At 61.8% G+C, this 22,775-nt stretch carries 30 protein-coding genes and 1 pseudogene; 27 read left to right on the top strand and 4 right to left on the bottom strand.

The window, feature by feature from the left end:
* Position 1 precedes the first annotated feature (1 nt).
* From rpsJ to ACOQPI_RS03075, 4 genes are all read left to right on the top strand, one after another.
* Entirely contained in the window at positions 2–322 is a 321-nt protein-coding gene (rpsJ, locus tag ACOQPI_RS03090) for a 30S ribosomal protein S10 (protein WP_419845036.1), read from the top strand.
* Positions 323–357: 35 nt separating this feature from the next.
* A complete protein-coding gene (serB, locus tag ACOQPI_RS03085; protein WP_420618236.1) occupies positions 358–1,527 on the top strand; it encodes a phosphoserine phosphatase SerB in 1,170 nt (389 codons plus the stop codon).
* Between the two features lie 12 nt (positions 1,528–1,539).
* The gene (locus ACOQPI_RS03080; RefSeq protein WP_420618235.1) at positions 1,540–2,409 is read left to right on the top strand and encodes an HpcH/HpaI aldolase/citrate lyase family protein; all 870 of its coding nucleotides are present in this window, start codon (positions 1,540–1,542) and stop codon (positions 2,407–2,409) included.
* A 370-nt stretch (positions 2,410–2,779) separates the two neighbouring features.
* Positions 2,780–3,912 (top strand): IS3 family transposase gene (locus tag ACOQPI_RS03075; RefSeq protein WP_420617741.1). Its coding sequence is split into 2 segments (ribosomal slippage): positions 2,780–3,038 and positions 3,038–3,912, totalling 1,134 coding nucleotides; the frame shifts between segments, so codons are not numbered across the junction.
* On the opposite strand, the gene ACOQPI_RS03070 is transcribed toward ACOQPI_RS03075, so the two are convergent.
* Positions 3,907–5,457, bottom strand: a complete 1,551-nt coding sequence (locus ACOQPI_RS03070) for a DUF7380 domain-containing protein (protein WP_420618234.1) — start codon at positions 5,455–5,457, stop codon at positions 3,907–3,909. The genes ACOQPI_RS03075 and ACOQPI_RS03070 overlap by 6 nt on opposite strands.
* 171 nt (positions 5,458–5,628) lie before the next feature.
* Positions 5,629–6,750: a hypothetical protein gene (locus tag ACOQPI_RS03065; protein ID WP_420618233.1), complete on the bottom strand. Its 1,122-nt coding sequence runs from the start codon at positions 6,748–6,750 to the stop codon at positions 5,629–5,631.
* Between the two features lie 121 nt (positions 6,751–6,871).
* Between ACOQPI_RS03065 and ACOQPI_RS03060 the strand changes: the two genes are divergently transcribed.
* Both ACOQPI_RS03060 and ACOQPI_RS03055 read left to right on the top strand, forming a co-directional pair.
* Positions 6,872–7,156 (top strand): transposase, encoded by a 285-nt coding sequence (locus tag ACOQPI_RS03060; protein ID WP_420618060.1) that lies wholly within the window; start codon positions 6,872–6,874, stop codon positions 7,154–7,156.
* Positions 7,153–8,049 (top strand): IS3 family transposase, encoded by an 897-nt coding sequence (locus ACOQPI_RS03055; protein WP_420618059.1) that lies wholly within the window; start codon positions 7,153–7,155, stop codon positions 8,047–8,049. The genes ACOQPI_RS03060 and ACOQPI_RS03055 overlap by 4 nt, the downstream gene beginning before the upstream one ends.
* Before the next feature lie 9 nt (positions 8,050–8,058).
* Here the strand turns inward: ACOQPI_RS03055 and ACOQPI_RS03050 are convergent, their stop codons facing one another.
* Entirely contained in the window at positions 8,059–9,828 is a 1,770-nt protein-coding gene (locus ACOQPI_RS03050) for a hypothetical protein (RefSeq protein ID WP_420618232.1), read from the bottom strand.
* 82 nt (positions 9,829–9,910) lie between these two features.
* Between ACOQPI_RS03050 and tpx the strand changes: the two genes are divergently transcribed.
* From tpx to ACOQPI_RS03030, 4 genes and pseudogenes are all read left to right on the top strand, one after another.
* A complete protein-coding gene (gene tpx / locus ACOQPI_RS03045; RefSeq protein WP_420618231.1) occupies positions 9,911–10,411 on the top strand; it encodes a thiol peroxidase in 501 nt (166 codons plus the stop codon).
* Between the two features lie 46 nt (positions 10,412–10,457).
* Positions 10,458–11,117 carry a hypothetical protein gene (locus ACOQPI_RS03040; RefSeq protein ID WP_420618230.1) on the top strand — a complete coding sequence of 220 codons (660 nt, stop codon included), beginning with the start codon at positions 10,458–10,460 and terminating at the stop codon, positions 11,115–11,117.
* Positions 11,118–11,652: 535 nt separating this feature from the next.
* Complete coding sequence (locus tag ACOQPI_RS03035) at positions 11,653–12,738, top strand: MBL fold metallo-hydrolase (RefSeq protein ID WP_420618229.1); 1,086 nt, start codon at positions 11,653–11,655, stop codon at positions 12,736–12,738.
* 4 nt (positions 12,739–12,742) lie between these two features.
* Positions 12,743–12,982, top strand: a pseudogene (locus ACOQPI_RS03030) (redoxin family protein); the annotation flags it as partial.
* A 14-nt stretch (positions 12,983–12,996) separates the two neighbouring features.
* Here ACOQPI_RS03030 and ACOQPI_RS03025 read toward each other — a convergent pair.
* Positions 12,997–14,160 (bottom strand): AI-2E family transporter, encoded by a 1,164-nt coding sequence (locus ACOQPI_RS03025; protein ID WP_420618228.1) that lies wholly within the window; start codon positions 14,158–14,160, stop codon positions 12,997–12,999.
* 247 nt (positions 14,161–14,407) lie between these two features.
* Here ACOQPI_RS03025 and rplC point away from each other — a divergent pair, with 247 nt between their 5' ends.
* The 17 genes from rplC to rplR all read left to right on the top strand — a co-directional run bounded on the left by rplC (position 14,408) and on the right by rplR (position 22,751).
* Positions 14,408–15,052 (top strand): 50S ribosomal protein L3, encoded by a 645-nt coding sequence (gene rplC / locus ACOQPI_RS03020; RefSeq protein WP_420618227.1) that lies wholly within the window; start codon positions 14,408–14,410, stop codon positions 15,050–15,052.
* Positions 15,053–15,093: 41 nt separating this feature from the next.
* Positions 15,094–15,759: a 50S ribosomal protein L4 gene (gene rplD, locus ACOQPI_RS03015; protein ID WP_420620978.1), complete on the top strand. Its 666-nt coding sequence runs from the start codon at positions 15,094–15,096 to the stop codon at positions 15,757–15,759.
* Positions 15,756–16,046 (top strand): 50S ribosomal protein L23, encoded by a 291-nt coding sequence (gene rplW, locus ACOQPI_RS03010; RefSeq protein ID WP_420618226.1) that lies wholly within the window; start codon positions 15,756–15,758, stop codon positions 16,044–16,046. The genes rplD and rplW overlap by 4 nt, the downstream gene beginning before the upstream one ends.
* Positions 16,047–16,096: 50 nt before the next feature.
* On the top strand, positions 16,097–16,930 hold the full coding sequence (gene rplB / locus ACOQPI_RS03005) for a 50S ribosomal protein L2 (protein WP_420618225.1): 834 nt from the start codon (positions 16,097–16,099) through the stop codon (positions 16,928–16,930).
* A gap of 12 nt (positions 16,931–16,942) precedes the next feature.
* Positions 16,943–17,221 (top strand): 30S ribosomal protein S19, encoded by a 279-nt coding sequence (gene rpsS, locus ACOQPI_RS03000; protein ID WP_419849616.1) that lies wholly within the window; start codon positions 16,943–16,945, stop codon positions 17,219–17,221.
* On the top strand, positions 17,221–17,910 hold the full coding sequence (gene rplV / locus ACOQPI_RS02995; RefSeq protein ID WP_420618224.1) for a 50S ribosomal protein L22: 690 nt from the start codon (positions 17,221–17,223) through the stop codon (positions 17,908–17,910). The genes rpsS and rplV overlap by 1 nt, the downstream gene beginning before the upstream one ends.
* Positions 17,910–18,812, top strand: a complete 903-nt coding sequence (gene rpsC / locus ACOQPI_RS02990; RefSeq protein WP_420618223.1) for a 30S ribosomal protein S3 — start codon at positions 17,910–17,912, stop codon at positions 18,810–18,812. The genes rplV and rpsC overlap by 1 nt, the downstream gene beginning before the upstream one ends.
* Before the next feature lie 53 nt (positions 18,813–18,865).
* Entirely contained in the window at positions 18,866–19,279 is a 414-nt protein-coding gene (gene rplP, locus ACOQPI_RS02985) for a 50S ribosomal protein L16 (protein WP_420618222.1), read from the top strand.
* Positions 19,280–19,289: 10 nt separating this feature from the next.
* Positions 19,290–19,565: a 50S ribosomal protein L29 gene (gene rpmC, locus ACOQPI_RS02980; RefSeq protein WP_420618221.1), complete on the top strand. Its 276-nt coding sequence runs from the start codon at positions 19,290–19,292 to the stop codon at positions 19,563–19,565.
* Between the two features lie 28 nt (positions 19,566–19,593).
* Positions 19,594–19,884 (top strand): 30S ribosomal protein S17, encoded by a 291-nt coding sequence (rpsQ, locus tag ACOQPI_RS02975; RefSeq protein WP_420620977.1) that lies wholly within the window; start codon positions 19,594–19,596, stop codon positions 19,882–19,884.
* Positions 19,881–20,249 carry a 50S ribosomal protein L14 gene (gene rplN / locus ACOQPI_RS02970; RefSeq protein WP_419849611.1) on the top strand — a complete coding sequence of 123 codons (369 nt, stop codon included), beginning with the start codon at positions 19,881–19,883 and terminating at the stop codon, positions 20,247–20,249. The genes rpsQ and rplN overlap by 4 nt, the downstream gene beginning before the upstream one ends.
* Before the next feature lie 5 nt (positions 20,250–20,254).
* Positions 20,255–20,563, top strand: a complete 309-nt coding sequence (rplX, locus tag ACOQPI_RS02965) for a 50S ribosomal protein L24 (RefSeq protein WP_420618220.1) — start codon at positions 20,255–20,257, stop codon at positions 20,561–20,563.
* Positions 20,563–21,129 carry a 50S ribosomal protein L5 gene (gene rplE / locus ACOQPI_RS02960; RefSeq protein ID WP_420618219.1) on the top strand — a complete coding sequence of 189 codons (567 nt, stop codon included), beginning with the start codon at positions 20,563–20,565 and terminating at the stop codon, positions 21,127–21,129. The genes rplX and rplE overlap by 1 nt, the downstream gene beginning before the upstream one ends.
* Before the next feature lie 4 nt (positions 21,130–21,133).
* The gene (locus ACOQPI_RS02955; RefSeq protein ID WP_420618218.1) at positions 21,134–21,319 is read left to right on the top strand and encodes a type Z 30S ribosomal protein S14; all 186 of its coding nucleotides are present in this window, start codon (positions 21,134–21,136) and stop codon (positions 21,317–21,319) included.
* A gap of 50 nt (positions 21,320–21,369) precedes the next feature.
* Positions 21,370–21,774: a 30S ribosomal protein S8 gene (gene rpsH / locus ACOQPI_RS02950; RefSeq protein WP_420618217.1), complete on the top strand. Its 405-nt coding sequence runs from the start codon at positions 21,370–21,372 to the stop codon at positions 21,772–21,774.
* Between the two features lie 10 nt (positions 21,775–21,784).
* Positions 21,785–22,324, top strand: a complete 540-nt coding sequence (gene rplF / locus ACOQPI_RS02945; protein ID WP_420618216.1) for a 50S ribosomal protein L6 — start codon at positions 21,785–21,787, stop codon at positions 22,322–22,324.
* Between the two features lie 64 nt (positions 22,325–22,388).
* Positions 22,389–22,751: a 50S ribosomal protein L18 gene (gene rplR, locus ACOQPI_RS02940; protein ID WP_420618215.1), complete on the top strand. Its 363-nt coding sequence runs from the start codon at positions 22,389–22,391 to the stop codon at positions 22,749–22,751.
* Positions 22,752–22,775 lie beyond the last annotated feature (24 nt).

Genomic DNA, 22,775 nt, shown 5'->3' with positions numbered 1-22,775 from the left:
CATGGCGGCAGGACAGAAGATCCGCATTCGGCTGAAGGCCTACGATCACGAGATCATCGACCAGTCCACGAAGAAGATCGTGGAGACGGTCAAGCGCACTCAGGCCGATCTGCGGGGACCTGTTCCGTTGCCCACCGAGAAGCACCGCTTCACCGTGATCCGGTCGCCCCACAAGGACAAAGACAGCCGCGAGCACTTCGAAATCCGCATCCACAAGCGCTTGCTCGACATCGTGGATCCCGGCCCCAAGACCGTGGACTCCCTCCAGAGGCTGGACCTGCCCGCGGGCGTCGACATCGAGATCAAGCTCCAGCACGGCTGAGATTCGGCCCGGACGGCTGACCGACTCATAGTGGTGTGGCCTTCCAGGTAATCCTGCTCCGGGTCTCCGGACCCGACCGCCCCGGGCTGTTCGCAGCCCTGCTCAACGTGCTGACCGCTGGCGGGGCCCAAATCCAAGACGTGGAGCAGGTGGTCATCCGCCGCCAGCTCACCCTGGGCATCGTGATGGAGGTTCCTCGCGGTCAAGACCTGCTCAAAGACCTGCTGCTGTTCGGCTGGGAGCAAAAGGTCACCGTGGAGTTCGACGTGGTCGATCCCACCCCCACCGCCCATAGCGGCGCCTACGCCGTCACTGTGCTGGGTCGGGAGCTGACCCCGGCGATGTTGGCCACCACCGCCACTGCCATCGCCGAGGGAGGCGGGAACATCAACCGCATCGTGCGCCTATCCCGTTATCCCATCTACAGCTACGAATTGCTCGTGGAGGGAGGCGACGCTGACGCCATCCGGCGCAACCTCCTATCAGTAGCCGGGGCCAACCCCGAATTCGATGTGGCCGTGCAGCGGGAGGGTCTGGCCCGGCGGGCCAAGCGGGTGGCCCTGCTCGATGTGGACTCCACCCTCATTCAGGATGAGATGATCGACCTGCTGGCCGCCGAAGCGGGTTGTGTGGAGGTGTGTCAGAAGCTGACCGAGCAGGCCATGCGGGGGGAGGTCGACTTCGAGACCGCCCTGCGAGACCGGGTTCGCCTCCTAGCCGGGTTGGACGAGCCAGCCTTGGAGCGGGTGTGGGATCAGGTCACTCTCACCCCTGGCGCCCGCACTTTCCTCACCACCCTTCAACGGCTGGGCTTCACCATTGCTATCGTGAGCGGCGGCTTCACCCGGTTCTGCAATCGGCTGAAGAAGGATTTCGATCTCGACTATGCCTACGCCAACACGCTGGAAATGGTCGACGGCAAGCTCACCGGGAACCTGGAGGGTCCGATCGTGGACCGGGGCCGCAAAGCTGAGATTCTCCACGAGATCGCCGCCGCCGAGGGGGTGTCTTCCGAGCAGGTGGTAGCGGTGGGCGACGGCGCCAACGATATCGACATGCTCACCGCGGCCGGGCTGGGCATCGCCTTCAATGCCAAGCCCAAGGTCCGCCAGGCCGTGGAGACCGCGGTGAGCGTTCCTTATCTCGACGCCGTGCTGTTCGTGTTGGGCGTCAGCCGCGAAGAGGTCGAGGCCGAGGGAATCTGAATAGCTGTTGAGATGAACTTCGACCCGCCGCCTATTCGCAGTCTGCTGTTCGTGCCGGCCAATCGGGCCGACAGAATGCAAAAGGCGCTGGCCTCAGAGGCCGATGGAGTGGTTTTCGACCTGGAGAGCGCCATAACTCGGGAGACGGCCGCAGAGGCCCGGGCCAATGTCGTCCAAGCACTGGAATCACACAAACCTGAGCAGCCCGCGGTGTTCGTAAGAGTCTCCGCGGTGGGCACCGACGATTTCGCACCCGATATTGAGGCGTGCCTGCACCCCTCGCTGACCGCGGTGATGCTGCCCCAAGTCGCCCACCCGGAGGAGGTTGCCGTCGCCGATGCCGCCTTGGAGGGCACCGAGATCCGGATCATGCCATTGGTGGAGACCGCATCGGCCGTGCGGCTGGCCTACGAGTTGGCCATCGCCTCAGATCGGGTGGCCTACATGGGAGGCGCCACCGGTCGCCATGGTGACTTGGGCCGCTCTGTGGGCTTCCAATGGACCCCCGAGGGAACAGAAACCCTCTATCTGCGCCAGAAGGTGCTGATCGACGTGCGAGCCGCCGGAGTGCCCAACCCGCTATCGGGCCTCTGGGGCACCATCGACGACCTCGATGGCCTCACCCGGCTCGCCCGCCAAACCCGCCAGTTCGGCTACGAGGGCATGATGATCATCCATCCCACCCACATCCCGATCGTCAACCAAACGTTCTCCCCCACCCCCGAAGACATCGACGCCTGGCACCGCCTCATCGCCGCCGTCGAAGAGGCCGAATCCCAGGGCATCGGCGCCTTCCGCCACGAAGGCCGCCTCATCGACCACGCCCACCTCCTCACCGCCCGGCAAAACCTCGCCCGTGCGGCGCGTCTAGGACTCCTCTAGAAGCCAAGACTCATTTCCAGAGGAAGATGACGCATGTCAATCTGGCCCTAATGCAAATCTTCCTTGGGACTCAACCCTTCATGCAGCTTCAGCTGCCAACGCAGTTGACATATATCTGAGCACGCAGGCCAAATGGAAAAGGACGATAAATTGCGTTTCAGTCAACTCCTCGACGAGCACGTGGGCAAGGTTGTTTCGCAAATTCAACGACCATCGATCTACTAGCGATGCTTCCAGGTACGTCGTGACCGTGTTCCCTATGAGCGGTTCAAGATCGCCAATCAGACTGCCTGGCGTGACCCCCTGAGTTTGGTCCACCTGTTGTGAGAGTTCGTTGTCCAGTGTTGCTGGATGGAGGAGGATCACGACTATGGCGAGGCGAAGGCACACGCCCGAGCAGATTGTGCGCAAGCTGCGGGAGGCCGATCGGCTTTTGGGCGAGGGGGCGGAGATCGCGGATGTGGCGCGGCGTTTGGAGGTGTCGGAGGCGACGTTTCATCGGTGGCGCAATCAGTACGGGGGCCTCAAGGCCGACGACGTGAAGCGTCTCAAGGAGCTGGAGGCCGAGAACGCGCGGCTGAAGCGGATCGTGGCCGACAAGGAGCTGGAGATCGACGCTTTGCGGGAGATCAGCCGGGCAAAATGGTGAGCCCGCCGCAGCGGCGCAGAGCCGTCCGGCTGCTCTGCGAGCGGCTGGGGGTGTCGCAGCGGCGGGCGTGTGAGATCGTCGGGCAGCACCGCTCCACCCAGCGCTACGAGCCGGCCGAGCAGGACCCCGACCGGGACCTGCGGGCCGAGCTGCGCGACTTCGCCGAGAACCGCCCCCGGTGGGGGTATCGGCGGGCCCATGCGGTGCTGGTGCGCGACGGCTGGGCGGTGAACCGCAAGAAAGTCCAGCGCCTGTGGCGCGAGGAGGGCCTTCGGGTGCCGCCGAAGCGGCGCAAGCGACAGCGCACAGGAGACTCCGACGCCGACGCCGGACTGCTCAAAGCCGAGCACCCCGACCACGTGTGGGCGCTGGACTACCAGTTCGACGCGACCGCGGCGGGCCGCAGGATCAAGATACTGCACGTTCTCGACGAGTTCACCCGAGAGTCGCTCGCCGACCTCGTGGACCACAGCATCGACGCGGACGCGACGGTGGCGTGCTTGGACAAGATCGCCTCGGCCAGGGGCCGGCACCCCGAGTTCATCCGGTGCGACAACGGCCCCGAGCTCACCGCCGCGGCCCTGCGCGATTGGTGCGAGTTCACCAGCACCAAGACCAGCTACATCGACCCCGGGTCTCCCTGGCAGAACCCCTGGGTCGAGTCATACGGCGCCAGAATGCGAGACGAACTCCTCGCCATCGAGCAGTTCGACAGCCTCCTCGAGGCCCAAGTACTTGTCGCCGACTGGCAAACCGACTACAACACCTACCGCCCCCACTCCGCGCTCGGCATGCTCACCCCAGCCGAATACGCAGACCAATGGGCAAAAAACAACCCGAAAAAACTCTCATAACACCTGGACCAAAAAACGGGGTCCGGTCATGCCCAGCGTGCGCACCCCAGGGACAGGAGTATCTGAGTACCTGGTTTCTGTGACCGGAATGCCGGCCTGGCGACAAACGCGCCGAACAATCAGCTCCAACGTAAGAACAATGACAGAAACTGCGCTTGTGTAGTCGCTGTCTGCCCATCTGTCGTATGACACTGCGATGCGACGTGCGATCTCTGGCGGCACAGCCTCGCATATGAAGAAATCGACTATTTCCTGTGCTTGGGGGACGTAATTCTCGTGCAGAGCGTCTAAGACCATCTTCCCGTAGGTGCCAGCGAACATCTCAATCACGAGAGCATTGTGACGACCGAGTTCTATATCGCTATGTAGCGGGTCGTCAGGCGGTATCCGCACCATGCTGTTCTCAGGTCCATAGTGCACAGTCGTCACCAGCGACCGGAGTAGAGAGTCCCTTGTCATCTCATCAAGAGCCGCCCGGGTGTTCTCTGGGTCGTCAATAGGAATCCTCATCCCGAAGCGCAAGAGCGCTTCAATCAAACTGTCATCTCCTACGACCTCGTCAACCCATGGGCGGATCTCGTCCACACTGATTTCGATTTCCTGCGTGAAGGACTGCATCTCCCCATCGATGTCTGTCTGCTCGATCAAGGCGGTGAGTCGTCTCTCTTCGTCGTCGAGACCTAGTTCGTGGGCAATGGTTCGGGCATCTTCCAGGTGAGACACGCGCAACAACCCTGAGGTTTGCCCGGCCACGCCCTCAAACACGCTTATCCGTTCACGCTGTAGGCGTATTTTCTCTTCTTCTTCCTGAGACGCTCGGGCGGCAATCTCAAGCAGCTGCGATTTCCGGAATGGGTCCGAACCGTATTTCTGGATGGCCTCATCCAAGAGATCGGCGCACAGGTAGCAGTTGTCCACCAAATTAATCAGTGCCCTGGCAACCACGCCGTATTGATTGTCAGAGACCTCTAGCGAGTGGGAAGCGAGACTCGACGACGCCTCTAGCGGTTCCGACAGCAGGTGAGGGTGGTTCGATTCCTTGCAAATCGCAATCGCCCGCGCCAACCCATCTCCGCGTTCGGTAATCTCCACATCAGTCTCAGCCAGTTCCACATACGAGTTGATTGCGATTTGGTACCACCGTCGATGTGCGTCATACCTACGAACCCATAGCAAGTCCGCTAGCCGGGAACGCACCAGTGGGTGCAACGCTTCCTGAGCTGCGCAATCGCTCCAGCACTCCAACGTCTCTCTATCGACATTGTCCAGCGGAGTCGGATACACGTGTACGCCTTCGCCATCTGGCAGCACATACCTAGGTCCAAATGGTCCGACAACAAACTGGTTCTGGTCACCACCTTGGCGTTGGTGGTAGGCGCATGCGTCCGCAAGTGCCCGCAGCACCAAGTCACCCGGCTCTTCTTTGGCCAATCTGTCTAGATGCGACCGCACCATAGGAAGCCAGAACCGTTGATCGTCACTACGCTGGATTTCAATGCAAATCCCTTTGACAATCTCTACATATCGGCTATCGATTTCTTGCATCTTGAGAATCGTCCCTTGTTCATCGTCGCAGGAATTGATGTCCGAGTATCGGCTTCAAGAACATCGCTCCAAAACGCCAGCTCAAGAACCCTTCTTGCTACTAGGGCCAGGACTCAGTATCTCATTCAGATGACAACCTTGTGATCTGATTTTTTCGGCGAGACACGCAGATCAGGGACGAGTCTTCTTTCCACCATGTACCGAGGGTTCGGCGCACCATTGCAAGCGCAAGGTCGTCAGCGGATCGAGGATGGTGATGGGAAGGCCGAGCACACCACACAGCACTCGTTCGTCCAATTCCTGACGGGCTTCGTCTCGGTATGCCTCGTTTGCAGGCAGCATGGGCCTGCTTGCGAACTCATCGAAAACCTCAGCGAGAGCCTGTCGCTGTTCGATGGTGAGCGTCCGCAAGTCAAGCACCGGGATGCTCCTCATGGTGGTCACCGTCAGATTGGCCCGACCGTTCTGCTGCCGGTTGGAGACCCACCAGCGTCCGAGCAACCCAGGGGTGCTGTTCAGCCATACGCAGAGTACCTTCTCCCAAATCTCGGCATCGCCACCACTATCTGGTATTGGGCGAAACGATGGCCACGCCCGCCCGCCGATAGCCGGTACTGGGGTCAAGCAAGCTGCCACCGGCTGGGAGTTCACCCGAAAGTCGTTATTGATGTGCAGGCGAGTAGCACCAGCAATCGAATGTTCTGCCCAATCCGGGCGTCCCTCCCAGACTACAAGAGCCTCTTCTCTCATACCGGGGCGCTCGATTCCCTCTGAACAGGGCAGTACGGTCATTGTGGTCTCCGCCTTGTGATCGTGTGACCAGAGCACCGGCCAACTCGCCTGGAGATAGGTTGCTCGATTAGGCAGTTTGATGATGTCGAAGGGACCGCGAGAAGTCTTGTCAGGGTTTCGTCCGGAAATATCCCTATGCACCGGACCTCGATATCCCAGCCCATCTAGCGGCGTGATCGGGAGTTCAATAACTTGATGGCGAGGGAGGGTCAGTCTGCCCGCCTTCAGATCAGCAGCAGCAATCAGAACCCCGAGGCTCGCGACTCCAACGGGCTGACCCCTCATTTCAGCACCTAGAGCTGAAATGGCGCTGATCCCAGCAGAATCACTTCCAAGCATCAGCAATTCGACATCGCTTACTTTGGCCTTGATGGCCCGGGCGGTCTCGACGCCAGCGACCGCAGAAGAGGGACGGTCACTCAAGATGGTGTAATTGATGTCCAATTCCGCACCAGACACCGGCCTACCTTGCTTCGTGGCCACCACGATGACCTCGGCCATACCAGTATCCGCAGAAAAGGCGCGACCTTCAGACGCCTCCGCGCCAGGATTGGAAATGGAAATGACACTTATGTCTGAGGTTCCCCCCTTTTCGTGGAGACATGCTCTATAAGGAGGAGCTATGTCCAGACCGCGAAGAGATTATGACCGGGAGTTCCGTGATGGGGCTGTCCGGATCGTCAAGGAGACCGGCCGGCCGGTGGCCCACGTCGCCCGGGAGCTCGGCGTCAACGAGGGCACGCTCGGGAATTGGGTGCGCCGGGACCGAGACGAGCGCTCGGGCGGGCTGAGCGGCGACGAGCGGGCCGAGCTGGCCCGGCTGCGCCGCCGGGTCGCCGAGCTGGAGATGGAGCGTGATGTGCTCAAACGATCCGTGGTCCTTTGGGTCAACGAGGCGACGCGGTGACCGCAGGGTTCATCGCGGCCCAAAGGACCGACCACGGTGTGCCTCACTCTGTGGCTTGCAGAGCGCTGGGCGTGGCGGAATCCACGTTCTACAAGCACCTCGACCGGCCGCTGACCGATCGGCAGCGGCGTCGCCGGGCGCTGGACGCCGAGGTGAAAAAGGCGTTCGACGAATCGGACGGCACCTACGGGTCGCCCAGGGTGCGCGCCCGGCTGCGACGCGATGGCCTGTCGGTGTCGAAGAAGACGGTGGAGGCCTCGATGGCCCGCCAGGGCCTGTGCGCCCGCCCCAAACGCAAAAAGGGCCTCACCAGCCCCGACAGCTCCCATGCGGCCCCCACAGACCTTCTGGGCCGCGACTTCAGCGCGACAGGGGTCAACCAGAAATGGTGCGGCGACTTCAAACAGGTTCCCACCGCCGAGGGCCCGGTGTTCCTCGCGACCGTCGAGGACCTCTACTCCAGGCGCATGGTCGGCTTCGCCACCTCCGACCGGTACCCGACCGCCGAGCTGGCCAAACAGGCCATCAACACCGCGGTCGCCACCAGAGGCGGCAACGTCAAAGGCGTCATCTTCCACTCGGACAAGGGATCGCAATACACCTCAGAAGCCTTCGCCGCCGCCTGCCGGCGGCTCGGCATCTCACGGTCCACCGGAAGAACCGGCAACGCGCTGGACAACGCGCCGGCCGAGTCGTTCTTCTCCACCCTCCAACACGAGCTCATCTCACGCCGAGCCTGGACCACCAGAGCCCGGGCCCGACGAGAAATCACCCTATGGGTCCACACCTGGTACAACCAGCACCGCCTCCACTCCGCAATCGGAATGACCAGCCCCGTAGAATACGAACAGGCCCACAACCCCGACCCTCAAAAACAAACTCTCCACGATTAGGGGGGAAGCTCAGTCCTTGTAATGAGCAGCCAATAGCCTCCGCGCCGCGCGCCAAGACGCACCAGATACCAAGGATGCAGGCACAATCAAGGCCAGAACGCCACCGGGCTTGAGTTTGGCGTGGGCCAAGTCGATGAAGTTGGAGGCAATACCCGCGTTGCCGTGGCTCGCCTTCATACCGCTTATGAGCTTTATGTTCTCAGCCAGTACGTCTGACATGGCCTTTTGTGCTCTTGAGTCAGCGCCTAAACCGGCAAACGCGGGGTTGGGCACCTCGGCGTGACCAGCTTCATGGTTGGTTGGGCGAGTGAACGGCGGGTTCATGATGGCGATGTCCAGAGACTCTGCGGGAACATCCGCGATGGCCAGCGACTCTTCTCCCTGAGCAGCGGCCGCCATCGTCCCGTCTCCCCAAAGAGCAAATCGCTTGTTCGAGTGGAGCAGATCAAGCGCTCCGATCCGGTACCCCACCACTCCTCCGGCATCTGGCACCTTCCCGTAGGGCATCACCCACGTCTTAGTGCCGGTGTAGTCGATGTCGGGCCGCTCGCCCGATAGGCGGGCGGCAGTCAGATGCACAGCAGCGGCCATGATGTCGCAGCCGATCATCACCTCCTCCATGAGAGACCGGTGGATTTCGGTGTCGTCGCCGCCCTCAACCCGGTGCCGTTCGACAATTCGGCGATATGTCGCAGTCAGAAGCGCGCCGGTCCCGCAGGCCATGTCGGCTACCCGCAATTTGGCAATGGCCTCAGGGTCGGACCAGTCCACATCGAGGCGCTCAACCGCCAACTCGGCCAACAAAGCTGCCGACGCGGGGCGGGTGTAGAAGGTGGCTAAGAATTTGCGGTCGCCGATCAACTCTCCGAAGAGTCGCCCAACCAGTCCAGACGAGTTCGGGTCGCCGACTATCTCTCCCGCGGTACGACAGAGGACCTCGAGCGCTCGCTTGGCCCCCACAAAACTGTTCATGGCCCGCAGCAGCTTGCGACTCACCCCGAAGATGGGCCAGTAGTTCACCTCCAAGATGTCTTGCCACATTTCCAACACCCGAAGCTGATCCAGTTCGTTGTCGGCCATCATTTGCGACGGCGTTGGTATCTCCGGATGATGTTTCGCAATGTGAAATTGGAACAGCACGGCGTTGAACAAGATCGCCATGGCCATGCGGTTGGTTTGCTCCCCCGGCTCCTGAGCCAGCACGTCCCCGAATGCATCAGCTGTGCCCGCCCCTTCAGTAGCCTGGGCCGCCGCAGCAGTAAGACGCATCTGCACCAAGTCAGCTAGAGAGCTGGCATCTGCACCATCGGCCCCCGCTCGGTCAACAAATGCGGCGAGCTCGGCGATCCTGCCCTCAAGCCATCCCGACTCAGGGAACCTAACCGGGGTGTCATCGCCGTTGACCGACCACATGGCCCATTGAAATGTGATCTCGGCGAATGCGCCTTGTGCCAAATCCTCATCTAAAAACTGGTCAAGCCGCTCCGGGCTCCTCATCCCCACAACCACCCTCACCGGGCGATCATCCTCGGCCCAACTCGTTCCGAAGTGCCCCAAGCACTGCTGCTCCAACTGCCGAGCAGGAACACCGGCATACTTGTTCTCCACAAGAACTCGTTCACGCCCGGGAGCGTTAACGGTGATGTCAGGCTGCTTGGCTGAACCGACCAGCTTGCTGGCTCGCTCCGCTTCCACCACCGACTGCGGATGGCATCGCCCGATAGCCGCAGCAATGGCCACGTTCAACGCCTTCTCATCTCGGTGCTCAGCGGGAGACACAGATCAATTCTACGAAGAGGAAGTGACAACAATTGGGAGCCTCGACAGAGATATCAAGCCGCGAGGCTGCTACAAAGCGGCTATGGGACAGACCACATTCGGAGACTCGACAATCAACACCGGCGGCGACCTCCCGGCGGTGGGGTCGGCGGCGCCGGCGTTCACGCTTACCGGCGGCGACCTGGCCCCGGTAACGCTGGAGGGCTTGGCCGGCCGCAGCGTGGTGCTCAACATCTTCCCCAGCATCGACACCGGGGTGTGCCAAGCCAGCGTGCGGGCCTTCAACGAGCGGGCCGCCAGCCTCGACAACACCACCGTGGTGTGCGCTTCCATGGACCTGCCCTTCGCCGGGTCCCGGTTCTGCGGCGCCGAGGACATCGAGAACGTGACTATCGGCTCCATCTTCCGCAATCGCGAGTTCTTGGACGACTACGGCGTGGAGATGGTCGACGGCCCCCTGTCCGGCCTCACTGCCCGGGCGGTAGTGGTCATCGCTCCCGACGGCACTGTGGCCCATACCGAGTTGGTGGGCGCCATTGCCACCGAGCCCGACTACGACGCCGCACTGGCTGCCTGCTCTTGAACCTCTCTGGCCGATCATCGGCCAAATGCGTAAGGTTGAGGCCCTAATGGCTACCGCACAGCAGGTCCAGCAGGAGCTTGCGCTCGTAGTGCTTGGCGCATTTAACCCTTCGATCTTTCAACCTTCGTGGTTTGCCCAAGAAGACCTGATCCGGCAGGAAGAAGCCGAAGCTGCCAAAATTGAGATCATCCACCCAGAGGTAACTGTCTTTGAGCTGGATTGGCTCCGATTGCAGGTCACACGTGATCGTCTTGCTGTTCACTCAAGGCGAGAATCTCATTACGAAGCAACTCGGGACTTACTGATTGGTACACTAGATCTGCTCCGCCACATGCCAACTCGGGCACTGGGGGTAAATCACGACTTGGTTCTTGAGTATGGATCTCAAGACTCCTTCAACCAGCTAGGGTGGGAACTTGTCCCTGAGGATAAGTGGACCCCAGTTCTACAACGGCCTGGAATGGTGCGAGTAGAAGAACAAGGTGAACGAACCGATGGCTACGATGGATATGTCCGAGTGAGGATTGAGCCAATCTTGGACGGAGGCACGAAAGTGCTCTGCGAAGTGAACGACCACTTCAATTTGTCTAACGAGAACATTCCCTCATCAACTGTGACCATGGGTGTGTTGTTGAAGGACGAGTGGAGAAATATCTCCGAACGTGCAGCTCAAATACTTCAGCATGTGAAAGGTTTGATTCGATGAGGGCATCCGGCACGGCAAGTCTTCTGTATGAGGACAATCCGTACCACGAAATAGTCGCAACTCCTGCTTTCAATATCCCACGGCAAGCCTGGATGCTACGTCCTGCTGACGCCTCAGAGGTGGCCCCTCACGACTATGAGCGAACCGCTCTAGGTCATGCCGGGGCTTCCTTACCGGTTGTTCCACCTGTCCTGCTGCCGGAGCGCATCCAGACCCAACCGCGTTTCGATGCCCTCCAGAAGTGGGAAGGTCAAGTAACGGAGGTTGATGGCTCTACCTTCACTGCTGTCCTCCTAGATGTTCTGGAGCCATCAGTGGAAGAGGAGGCTGAGTTCGATCTTGAAGAAGTGAGTCGCGGCGACCTCGACCTTGTTACACCAGGTGCAGTCTTCTACTGGAGCGTCGGTTACCGTACCGAACCTTCTGGAGAGCGGAGCCGTTCATCTGTTCTTGTATTTCGTCGTCTGCCTGCTTGGAGTGGGACGGACTTGCAGAGAGCAGCTGACCGCGCCAAGGAGCTTCGAAACCGTTTCGGATGGTGACTCTTCAGCCCCCAGAGGTTGATGAAATCGAATTAACCCTCCTCGGCCCAGGCCGGGGGGAATGCTGCGTTCTACATGTGGGCAGAGGTGAATGGCTTATCGTCGACTCCTGTGTGACACAAGCTGGTCATCCCGCGGCGCTCGCTTACTTGGCATCTCTGGGCGTGCCCTCAAGTGCTGTCCGCTGGGTTATCGCCACTCACTGGCACGATGATCACATTCGCGGCTTTGCCGAACTCGTAGGGGAGTGTTCAGAGGCCAGAGTGCTCCATTCGGCCGCCCTCGAAAATGACGAATTCATGATGCTCGCCGCTTCGGACCCAGATTCCCTTACTGAGCAATCATCGGGTGTAAGGGAGATGTGGAAAACATGGACCCTCCTCGATAATTCTGGGAGAGACGCACCAGAACTTGTGTCGGCAGATTCAAGAATCCATCAACGTCAAGAAAGCCAGACTCCGAATTGCGAAATCTGGGTGTTGTCTCCGAGCAGTGCTTCAGTAGCGGAAGCCTTGTCTGGCTTCAGCGCTCTCATTGCAGAGACTGGCCAACCCAAACGTACTATCCCCCGACCGAAGAGAAATCCATCATCAGTTGTGGTCTGGGTACAAGTGGGGGACGTAATCGCCCTACTAGGCGCTGACCTAGAACGGTCTTCCGACGAATTGCGAGGTTGGCAGGCCATCGCTAGATCCAGCGGCAGACCAACTAAGAAGGCTCATTTGGTCAAGATCCCTCATCACGGCTCGGAGGACGCGCACGATCAAGTTATGTGGGATGACCTGCTTGTGCCCTTTCCACTTGCTGGCATTACTCCCTTCAAACAGGGGTCCGCGAATCTGCCCCGAGACACCGACCGTGCTCGAATCGTGGCCCTGACATCTCAGGCTTGGCTTACTCGCGACAAGGCCTTTGCACGCCCGAGGCGACGCCCTCGTGCTGTCAGTAAGACAATTGAAGAAGCAACCCGACGATTTGAGCGATTGTCAGTCGAACCTGGACGCGTGACTTTTCGCTGCAACGCAACCCAGCCCGAAGACTGGACAGTTGACGCTCCATCTCCAGCTATTCGGTTATAGCTTCTTCGCCGGGTCCCGGTTCTGCGGGGCTGAGGGCATCGAGAACGTGACCATCGGCTCCATTTTCCGCAACCGCGAATTCTTGGACGACTACGGCGTGGAGATGGTCGACGGCCCCCTGTCCGGCCTCACCGCCCGAGCGGTAGTAGTCATCGCCCCCGACGGCACCGTGGCCCACACCGAGTTGGTAGGCGCCATCGCCACCGAGCCCGATTACGACGCCGCCCTCGCCGCCTGCTCCTGATCGGGGCTAACCCGTTATTTTGGAGTGAACACCCGGTCCATCAGGTGGCGGATGCGATCCCCTAGGGGCTCGCGGTCCGGATGCTGGGCCGCTTCGGCGTCTTCGAGCTCCTGCACCACTTCATGCCGTTCGAGATAGCTGGCCAAAAAGGCCTGGATGGTGGCGGCCGCGGGAAGGGCCAGGACCGCCCCCACCGCCCCTAGCAGCAGTCCTCCGACAATCACTGATCCAAAGGCCACGGTCACGTGGATCTCCATGGTGTGGGCGGTCACCTTGGGCTGGAGCAGGTAGTTCTCCACCTGCTGGTACACCACAATGGCGACCAATATGGCCAGGCCTGTGGACGGCTGGTCCAACAGCCCGATGATCACGGGCAGCGCCCCGGCAATGTAGGTGCCAATAACCGGGACGAACTGCGATATCAGGCCCACCCACATGGCCATCGGCATCGGGAACGGCGCTCCCACCAGCCAGAACACCAGCCAGTGGACCAAGAACGAGATCACCGCCAAGATCAGCCGGCTGTAGATGTACCCCCCGGTCTTGTCGATCGCCAGGTTCCAGATGCTCAGCACCTGTCGCTGATGTTCGGGCGACAGCAGGGAGCAGATGTTGCGGCGCAGTTTGGGGCCTTCGGCCACCAGATAGAACGTGAACAACGCGATAGTCAGGATCTGGAATAAGACCTGCAAGACGGTGGCACCGAGATTGATCAGATTGTCGGCTAGCCGGGTGGCCAAGTTGGCCACTGCGCCACCCTCTTGAAACTCATCAAGCAGCCCTTGGGCGTCGACCTCAATGTCGAATGTGTCCTCCAGCCAGTCCTCTATGTCGTTGATGTACCCGGGTGCGTCGTCGGCGAACTCGCCTATCTGGTCGGCCAGCACCGTGCCAATGGCCCACAGAAACAATCCCACTGCGGCCAGCAACGCCAGGAACATGATTCCGGTGCCGACACCTCGGCGAATGCCCGTCCTCTCCATGCGGTTCACCGCAGGCTCCAGCGCGAAAGACAGGAAGAATGACACCAGCAAGATCACGATGAGCGTCTTCAACTCCGCGATCAGCCACCCCAGCACGTACAGCCCGCCGAGAGCGGCCGCGCCGGTCAGGATGGCCCGAAATAGCCATGGCGGTACTTTCCGGGACGGTGTCTCTTCAGGCGAAACTTCGTCCACGGTTTCACGTTAACCCTCGCCTTTCGCCCTATTGGGGATTTGGCTATTCCACCAGCAACCGCTATCATTTCAATTTCGTGCTGGCTCCGGTCGGCACTGTTCGTGTCAAACGACGTCCGTCTAGGCCTGCAAGGTGCAATCACCCTGCTCCGGGAACCGGACGGCACAACCGAAGCCCGCTCCGCCGGAGAGTCCCACCAAGTGGGTCTGCACCCGTGCGGAGCGTTTGCGTGAAGGCAGGGTCGCGATGGTTGCCAAGGCGATTGTCGGCGAAAAAGTAGGAATGACCCAGGTGTGGGACGAGAACGACCGCGTCGTTCCCGTTACCGTGCTGCGGGTTGAGCCCTGCCGCATTGTGCAGGTCAAACGGCCGGAGACCGATGGCTATTCGGCCCTTCAGGTCACCTACGGAACCCAGAGCCCCGATCGGCTGACCCAGCCGGCGCGAGGCCATTTGGACAAGGCGGGTGTCGCTCCGGGCCGCAAGCTGGTCGAGCTGCGCCTCGACGACGTGGGCACCTACGAGGCTGGCCAGGAGATCGGGGTCGACGTGTTCGACGGGGGCGAGTTGGTAGATGTCACCGGCGTCAGCAAGGGCAAGGGCTTCTCCGGGGTCATGAAGCGGCACAACTTCAGCGGTCAAAAGGCCAGCCACGGTGCCCACAAAGTACACCGCAAGCCCGGCGCGGTCGGCCAGTGCGCCACCCCTTCGAGGATTTTCCGAGGCAAGAAGATGCCCGGGCGAGCGGGCGCCGAGAAGGTCACCACGCTGAACCTCCAGGTAGTACAGGTGGATGCCGAAAACGATCTGATCTTGCTCAAGGGCTCGGTTCCCGGCCGGCGAGGATCCACCGTGTTGATCCGCAGCGCGGTCAAGAACGGGGCGAAATGACCATGACCACCACCCCCGTTGACGAGGCGCCTGTGCGGCAAATGCACTCCGTCACCGTTCGCAACCCCTCCTCCGGGCGGAAAACCGGGTCAGTGGACCTAGACCCCGAAGTGTTCGGCATAGAGCCCAACGTGGCCGTCATGCACCAGGTGGTCACCGCCCAATTGGCAGCCCGGCGCCGGGGCACCCAGAGCACCAAGACCAGATCCGAAGTCAGAGGCGGTGGCGGCAAGCCGTGGCGTCAGAAGGGCACGGGTCGGGCCCGTCACGGCTCCACCCGCAACCCCCAATGGCGGGGAGGGGGCGTGGCCCTCGGTCCCAAGCCCCGAAGTTACCGTCAGCGCACACCCAAGAAGATGGTCAGCTTGGCCCTCCGATCGGCGCTGTCCGATCGAGCCCGCGACGAGAAGGTAGTGGTAGTGGACCGCTGGCGGTTCGAGTCTCCCCGCACCAAAGATGCGACGGCCGCACTCGACGCATTGAAGGTAGAAGGTCGAGTGCTTCTGGTGGCCGAGAGCGACGAGGCAGACGTGTGGAAGAGCTTCCGCAACCTCCCCCACGTCCATCTCATAAGCCCCCGAGAGCTGAATGCCTACGACGTGCTGGTGTCCGATGTGGTGGTATTCACCCTCGACACCCTGCCCGCCAACACCTCAGTCGAAGCAGAAGCCGACGAGGCCGATGACGGCGGGGAGGCCGAATCATGAAGGATCCCCGCGATGTGGTGCTCGCCCCGGTGGTCTCGGAGAAGTCCTACGAACTGCTGGAGTCCAACGTCTACACCTTCCGGGTTCACCCCACTGCCTCCAAGCCTGAGATCAAAGACGCCATCGAGTCGCTGTTCGATGTCACCGTTCTCAAGGTCAACACCATGAACCGCAAGGGCAAGCGCCGCCGCAACCGGCGCAGCCCCACCTTCGGCCGCAAACCCGACACCAAGCGGGCATTGGTCACACTGGCCGAAGGCGACGAGATCGAATTGTTCGATGTTTAGACCAGCGACCCAAGCCACCAACCGCGTTTGTTCGACGTCTGAGGCACATCATGGCAGTACGTAGACGAAATCCCACCAGCCCCGGCCGACGCTTTCAGACCGTGTCGGACTTCTCCGGCATAACCACCACAAAGCCGGAGCGATCCCTAGTCGTCAAGAAGCCCAGCACCGGCGGGCGCAACAACCACGGCCGCATGACCTCCCGTCACCGGGGCGGCGGTCACAAGCAGCGCTATCGCGTGATCGACTTCAAGCGGGCCAAAGACGGCGTCCCGGCCACCGTGGCCTCGGTGGAATACGACCCCAACCGCAACTGCCGCATCCTGTTGCTGCACTTCCACGATGGAGAGAAGCGCTACGTCTTGGCGCCTGAAGGCGTGGGTGTGGGCGACATCTTGCAGAACGGTCCCGGCTCCGAGATCAAGCCGGGCAACGCCCTGCCGTTGCGCTATATCCCGGTGGGCACCACGGTCCACGCCGTTGAGCTAAAGCCCGGCGGCGGCGCCCGCATGGCCCGTTCTGCCGGGGCCAGCGCCCAACTCGTGGCCAAAGAGGGCAGCTTCGCCACCATTCGACTGCCCAGTACCGAGATGCGCCGAGTGCCCATCGACTGCCGGGCCACCGTAGGAGAGGTGGGCAACGCCGAGGCTGAGCTCATCAAGCTGGGCAAAGCCGGCCGAGCCCGCTGGAAGGGGGTGCGGCCCCAGACCCGAGGCGTAGCCATGAACCCCGTGGACCACCCGCTGGGCGGTGGTGAGGGCAAGTCCTCCGGTGGACGCCACCCGGTGTCCCCTTGGGGCAAGCCCGAGGGCCGTACTCGCAACAAGAAGAAGTCTCAGCAGATGATCGTTCGACGACGCCGTACTCGCGGCAAGCGTCGCTAAGGGGGACCGCACATGCCCAGGAGTTTGAAGAAGGGTCCGTTCGTTGACGGCCACTTGTTGCGCAAGGTCGATGCGCTCAACGACCAGAACAACAAGCAGGTCATCCGGACGTGGTCCCGCCGCTCCACCATCATCCCCGACATGGTGGGCCACACCATCGCGGTCCACGACGGACGCAAGCACGTGCCGGTGTACATCACCGAGTCGATGGTGGGCCACAAGCTGGGCGAGTTCGCCCCCACTCGCACGTTCCGGGCCCACGCCGGCCAAGAGCGGGGAGCCCGTCGCTGATGGCCGCGGTCGCCGTGGGCACCGAAACCCGCCCGGGCAGCCGGGCCGTGGCCAGGTATGTGCGTTCGTCGGCCTTCAAGGCCCGAGAGGTGCTCGACTTGGTCCGAGGTAAGTCGTACTCCGAGGCTCGGGAGATTTTGACCTTCTCCGAGCGGCGCATCTCCGACACGATCGCCAAGTGCCTCGACTCCGCGGTGGCCAATGCCGAGCACAACGACGATCTCGACGGCGACGAGTTGTTTGTCGCCGCCTGCTACGCCGATGAGGGCCCCACGCTGAAGCGCTGGCGGCCGCGAGCCCGAGGTCGGGCCACCCGCATTCGCAAGCGGACCTGCCACATCACCGTGGTAGTGGCCCGCTACTCCGACGAGGAGTTGGCCGCCATCGATGCCCGCATGGCCCTCAAGGGCTCCGGTCGGCGCAGTTCGGCCGCCGAAGCCCGCCGTCGCCGAGTGGCGGCCAGCCGGGAGCGCGACGCAGCAAGGGCAGACGAGCTAGAGCAAGACGAGGACGACATCGAGGCGTTCGAGGAAGAGCTCGACGACGAGGCCTTGGCGGAAGATGTTGAAGACGCTGCTGACGAGGTAGAGACCGACGAAGACGAGACCGATGACGATGGCGACGAAACGGCCGCGGTAGCCGGAGCCGAAGAAGACAACGAGACCGACGAAGACGAGAAGGAATCCTGATGGGCCAGAAGATCAATCCCTACGGGTTCCGACTCGGGGTTACCACCGATTGGAAATCGCGCTGGTTTGCCAACCGGCGAGAGTACGGCGACTTCATCATCGAAGACTGGAAAGTTCGCGACTACCTGATGACGGAGCTGCCCCACGCCGCCATCAGTCGCATCGAGATCGAGCGCACTCGCGATCGGCTGCGAGTAGACGTCCACACCGCCCGACCGGGAATCGTCATCGGGCGCCGGGGCAGCGAGGCCGATCGGTTGCGCAACGGCCTGGCCAAGATCACCGGCAACAACCGGGTCCAGCTCAATATCCAGGAGATCAAGCAGCCCGAACTGGACGCCGCCCTCATTTCCCAGGGAGTGGCCGATCAGCTGGCCAACCGGGTGGCTTTCCGCCGAGCCATGAAGCGAGCGGTCCAAAACGCCCAGAAAGCCGGCGCTCTTGGCATCCGGGTGCAGTGCTCCGGCCGTTTGGGCGGTTCGGAGATGGCTCGCACCGAGTGGTACCGGGAAGGCCGGGTTCCCCTGCATACCCTTCGGGCCGACATCGACTATGGCTTCAGAGAAGCCCACACCACCTACGGCCGCATCGGGGTGAAGGTGTGGATCTACAAGGGCGATATCCTCCCCTATAAAACCCAAGCCGAGGACAAGATCAGCCGAGAGGCGGCCATGGCGGTGGGTGAGGCATCCGGCACCCAAAAGCCCCGGGCAGTGGTCTCGTCGGCCGCGGCCCCGCGCCAAACCGACCTCGACCGGCCCGAGGACACCGAAGAACCCGCCCCGCTGATCAAAGAAGCCGATCCAGAGTTCGAGAAGTTGCTCGAGGAGGAGGAGGACATCCTCCGCACCACCCGCGAGCACCGCGAGACGCCGCACTTCCGCCCCGGCGATGCCGACTGATCCGCCATGTTGACTCCCGACACCATCCACCACCGCAAGGGCCAGGACCAGCCATGTTGATGCCCAAAAAGGTCAAGCACCGCAAACACCATCGAGGCCGGACCAAAGGCATCGCCAAAGGCGGCACCACGGTGACTTTCGGCGAGTACGGCATCAAGGCCCTCGAACCGGGGTGGATCACGGCGCGCCAGATAGAAGCCACCCGTATCGCCATCACCCGCCACATTCGGCGGGGCGGCAAGGTTTGGATCAACATCTTCCCCGACAAGCCGGTAACCGAGAAGCCGGCGGAAACCCGCATGGGCTCGGGCAAGGGCAATCCCGAGCGCTGGGTGGCGGTCGTGAAACCAGGCCGCATCCTGTTCGAACTGTCCTACCACGACCGCGAGGTGGCCAAAACGGCCATTGAGCGGGGAATCCAGAAGCTCCCGATCAAAGCTCGATTCGTCGAGCGCCAGGAGGGCTGATCGCCATGACTTGCGAAACCACCTGGTGCTGGGAGAGGCGGTAGCTATGGCCCGAATGACCAACTGGCAGAACCTGAGCGACGCCGATCTCATCGAGCAACTGGACGAGGCCAAAGAAGAGGTGTTCAAGCTCCGCTTCCAAATCGTCACCGGCCGCTTGGACAACACCGCCCGCCTGAAGCAGGCCAAAAAGGAAGTGGCCCGGGCCATGACCGAGCTGCGGATGCGGGAGATCCAAGCCGCAGAGGCGCTTGAAGCCCAGATGCAGGAGGCCGGCAGTGGCTGACCCCAACGTTGAAACGAACGAGGCAGCCATGGCAGCTGACCCGACAACTGAGACGCAGGCCGAAACCCGGCCCAACCGCCGCAAGGTGCGGGAGGGGATGGTGACGTCAGTGTCCATGGACAAGACCGCGGTGGTGGTTTCCACCGACCGCGTCCGACATCGCCGTTACAACAAGACCGTGCAGCGCACCACCCGGCTGTACGTCCACGACGAGTCCAATGAGCTCGCAGTGGGCGATCGGGTGCGGGTGCAGGAAACCCGCCCCCTCTCCAAGACCAAGCGGTGGCGGCTGCTGGAGATCGTGGAGCGTGCCCGATGATCCAACAAGAGACCCGGGTCAAAGTGGCCGACAATTCCGGTGCCAAAGAAGTGCTGTGCATTCGGGTGCTGGGCTCGTCCCGCAAGCGCTACGCCACCATCGGCGACGTGTTCGTGGCCACCGTCAAAGACGCCATGCCCGGCGCCGCAGTCCGCAAGGGCGAAGTGGTGCGCTGTGTATTGGTTCGGGCCAAGAAGGAAAAGCGTCGCAAAGACGGCTCCTACATCCGCTTCGACGAGAACGCCGCCGTGCTCATCAATGAACAGCAGCAGCCGCGGGGAACCCGCATCTTCGGACCGGTGGGCCGGGAACTGCGCGACAAGCGCTTCATGCGCATCGTGTCGCTGGCACCGGAGGTGTTGTAGCTGCCATGAAGATCCGCAAGGGAGACCGGGTTCGAGTGCTCAGCGGAAAAGACCGCGGCAAGGAGGGCGAGGTGGTCTTCGCCTTCCCGGCCGAGGGAACCGTGATCGTCGACGGTGTGAACATCGCCACCAAGCACCAAGGGCCTCGTCAGGGAATCATGCAGACCGGCATCATCGACAAAGAGATGCCCATCAGAGCCGCCAACGTGGCGGTGATCAGCCCGGCCGACGGTCGCCCCACTCGGGTGGGATACCGGTTCGACACCGATGGGCGAAAGATCCGCATCTGCCGCCGCACGGGAGTTGATCTGTAATGGCTGCCACTGCAACCGCCCCCCGGCTTCAAGCCCTGTATCGGGCAGAGATCCGCGACCTCCTCAAAGAGCAGTTGGAGTTGGACAACGTCATGGAGGTGCCCCGCTTCGAGAAAATCGTGGTGAACATGGGTGTCGGTGAAGCCATAGCCCAAGCCAAGCTGCTCGACGGCGCGGTGGCCGATCTGACCACCATCGCCGGCCAGCGCCCCGTGATCACCCGGGCCAAGAAGTCCATCGCCAACTTCAAGATCCGCGAGGGAAATCCCATCGGCGCCAAGGTCACCCTGAGGGGGGCCCGCATGTGGGAGTTCTTGGACCGCCTCATCAATCTGGCCATCCCCCGCATCCGAGACTTCCGGGGCCTCTCGCCCCGCTCCTTCGACGGGAATGGCAACTACTCCTTCGGGGTCACTGAGCAGCTCATCTTCCCCGAGGTCGACTACGACTCCATCGACACCATCAGAGGCATGGACATCACAATCGTTACAACCGCAAGAACCGACGAGGAGGGCCGGGCACTGCTTGAGGCCTTCTCGTTCCCATTCCGAGCCGAGGGACAGTAACTCAATGGCAAAAAAGGCACTTATACAGAAGCAACAGCGAACGCCGAAGTTCAAGGTGCGGGGTTACACCCGCTGCCGCCGCTGCGGCCGACCCCGGGCCGTATACCGAAAATTCGGCCTGTGTCGAGTGTGCCTGAGGGAACTGGCCCATGCCGGAGAGATTCCCGGCCTGACCAAGGCGAGCTGGTGAGGTGACCGAGACTATGACCGATCCCCAAGAGCTGGTGAGGTGATGCGACTGTGACTATGACCGACCCCATCGCCGACATGTTGACCCGCATCCGCAATGCCAACACCGCCATGCGTGATGAGGTGACGATGCCGTCCTCCAAGATGAAGGTGGCGCTGGCCGACGTTCTCAAGCAGGAGGGCTACATCAGCAACTTCGCAGTGGCCGAGGCCAAAACCGGCCCCGGACAGACCCTTACCATCGACATGAAGTACTCCGATCAGCGGGAGCGCGTCATCTCCGGCATTACCCGGGTGTCCAAGCCCGGCCTACGGGTGTACTCCAAGTCGGACAAAATCCCTCGAGTCCTGGGCGGGCTCGGAGTGGCCATCGTGTCCACCAGCAAGGGCCTGATGAGCGACCGCGAGGCTCGCCGCCGCCGCATGGGCGGCGAAGTCGTCTGCGTGGTCTGGTAGGAGGCCTGAGGTGTCACGAGTCGGAAGCAACCCCATCTCGGTACCAGACGGCGTGGACGTGGCCATCGACGGCGCCCACGTCACCGTGACCGGCAGCCGCGGCACGCTGGAGCACAACCTCCCCGAAGCCATCTCGGCCCGAATCGAGGATGGTTTTGTCATCGTCGAGCGCGCCGACGAACTGCGCAACACCAAGGCCTTGCACGGGTTGAGCCGTTCGCTGTTGGCCAACATGGTCACCGGCGTCAGCGAGGGCTACCGCAAAGAACTCGAGATCGTGGGAGTGGGCTACCGGGCCATTTCCCAAGGTGACGCCAAGATCGAACTGCAGTTGGGCTTCAGCCATCCGGTACACGTTGAGGCCCCTGATGGCGTGACGTTCGAAGTACCGAACCAGACGAGCATCTATGTGCTGGGAATCGACAAGCAGGCGGTCGGCCAGGTCGCGGCCGACATCCGAGCCATCCGCAAGCCCGAGCCCTACCGGGGCAAGGGCATTCGCTACGCCGGCGAGCGGATCATTCGCAAGGCCGGGAAGGCGGCCAAGTGATTCGGCAAGGAGAGACCAGCACTGACTTGCTGGTGGAACGCAAGTAAAGGGTCGGGGAATCGACATGAGCAGCGTTAAGCACAAACACGAAAGCCGGGTCCGGCGTCATCGCCGCGTCCGCAAGAAGATCCGAGGCACCGCCGAACGCCCCCGCTTGGCCGTGTACCGGTCTAACCGTCACATCATCGCCCAACTCATCGACGACACCGCAGGCCACACCATCGCGTCGGCCTCCTCAACTGAGGCCGATTTGCGATCCGGCCCCACCGGAAACGTGGCCGGTGCCGCGGTAGTGGGCAAGCTCATCGCCGAACGGGCCAAGGAGAAGAACATCACTGCGGTGGTGTTCGACCGAGGCGGCTTCCGCTACCACGGGCGAGTAGCCGCCCTGGCTGATTCAGCTCGAGAGGCTGGACTGGAGTTCTGATGACTGATACCTCAACCGCAACAC

Origin of the sequence: Candidatus Poriferisocius sp. (assembly GCF_965219815.1) — a bacterium.
GTDB lineage: Bacteria > Actinomycetota > Acidimicrobiia > Acidimicrobiales > Bin134 > Poriferisocius.
The sequence above is the reverse complement of the archived record's forward strand: the minus strand, read 5'-3'. Positions and strand labels throughout refer to the sequence as shown.

What these genes read in the sequence shown, in the direction of transcription:
- rpsJ (WP_419845036.1), top strand. Translation starts at nt 2, where the DNA reads ATGGCGGCAGGACAGAAGATCCGCATTCGGCTGAAGGCCTACGATCAC.
- ACOQPI_RS03080 (WP_420618235.1), top strand. Translation starts at nt 1,540, where the DNA reads ATGAACTTCGACCCGCCGCCTATTCGCAGTCTGCTGTTCGTGCCGGCC.
- ACOQPI_RS03070 (WP_420618234.1), bottom strand. Translation starts at nt 5,457, where the DNA reads ATGCAAGAAATCGATAGCCGATATGTAGAGATTGTCAAAGGGATTTGC.
- ACOQPI_RS03065 (WP_420618233.1), bottom strand. Translation starts at nt 6,750, where the DNA reads ATGGCCGAGGTCATCGTGGTGGCCACGAAGCAAGGTAGGCCGGTGTCT.
- ACOQPI_RS03060 (WP_420618060.1), top strand. Translation starts at nt 6,872, where the DNA reads ATGTCCAGACCGCGAAGAGATTATGACCGGGAGTTCCGTGATGGGGCT.
- tpx (WP_420618231.1), top strand. Translation starts at nt 9,911, where the DNA reads ATGGGACAGACCACATTCGGAGACTCGACAATCAACACCGGCGGCGAC.
- ACOQPI_RS03040 (WP_420618230.1), top strand. Translation starts at nt 10,458, where the DNA reads ATGGCTACCGCACAGCAGGTCCAGCAGGAGCTTGCGCTCGTAGTGCTT.
- ACOQPI_RS03035 (WP_420618229.1), top strand. Translation starts at nt 11,653, where the DNA reads ATGGTGACTCTTCAGCCCCCAGAGGTTGATGAAATCGAATTAACCCTC.
- rplC (WP_420618227.1), top strand. Translation starts at nt 14,408, where the DNA reads ATGGTTGCCAAGGCGATTGTCGGCGAAAAAGTAGGAATGACCCAGGTG.
- rplD (WP_420620978.1), top strand. Translation starts at nt 15,094, where the DNA reads ATGCACTCCGTCACCGTTCGCAACCCCTCCTCCGGGCGGAAAACCGGG.
- rplW (WP_420618226.1), top strand. Translation starts at nt 15,756, where the DNA reads ATGAAGGATCCCCGCGATGTGGTGCTCGCCCCGGTGGTCTCGGAGAAG.
- rplB (WP_420618225.1), top strand. Translation starts at nt 16,097, where the DNA reads ATGGCAGTACGTAGACGAAATCCCACCAGCCCCGGCCGACGCTTTCAG.
- rpsS (WP_419849616.1), top strand. Translation starts at nt 16,943, where the DNA reads ATGCCCAGGAGTTTGAAGAAGGGTCCGTTCGTTGACGGCCACTTGTTG.
- rplV (WP_420618224.1), top strand. Translation starts at nt 17,221, where the DNA reads ATGGCCGCGGTCGCCGTGGGCACCGAAACCCGCCCGGGCAGCCGGGCC.
- rpsC (WP_420618223.1), top strand. Translation starts at nt 17,910, where the DNA reads ATGGGCCAGAAGATCAATCCCTACGGGTTCCGACTCGGGGTTACCACC.
- rplP (WP_420618222.1), top strand. Translation starts at nt 18,866, where the DNA reads ATGTTGATGCCCAAAAAGGTCAAGCACCGCAAACACCATCGAGGCCGG.
- rpsQ (WP_420620977.1), top strand. Translation starts at nt 19,594, where the DNA reads ATGGCAGCTGACCCGACAACTGAGACGCAGGCCGAAACCCGGCCCAAC.
- rplN (WP_419849611.1), top strand. Translation starts at nt 19,881, where the DNA reads ATGATCCAACAAGAGACCCGGGTCAAAGTGGCCGACAATTCCGGTGCC.
- rplX (WP_420618220.1), top strand. Translation starts at nt 20,255, where the DNA reads ATGAAGATCCGCAAGGGAGACCGGGTTCGAGTGCTCAGCGGAAAAGAC.
- rplE (WP_420618219.1), top strand. Translation starts at nt 20,563, where the DNA reads ATGGCTGCCACTGCAACCGCCCCCCGGCTTCAAGCCCTGTATCGGGCA.
- ACOQPI_RS02955 (WP_420618218.1), top strand. Translation starts at nt 21,134, where the DNA reads ATGGCAAAAAAGGCACTTATACAGAAGCAACAGCGAACGCCGAAGTTC.
- rplR (WP_420618215.1), top strand. Translation starts at nt 22,389, where the DNA reads ATGAGCAGCGTTAAGCACAAACACGAAAGCCGGGTCCGGCGTCATCGC.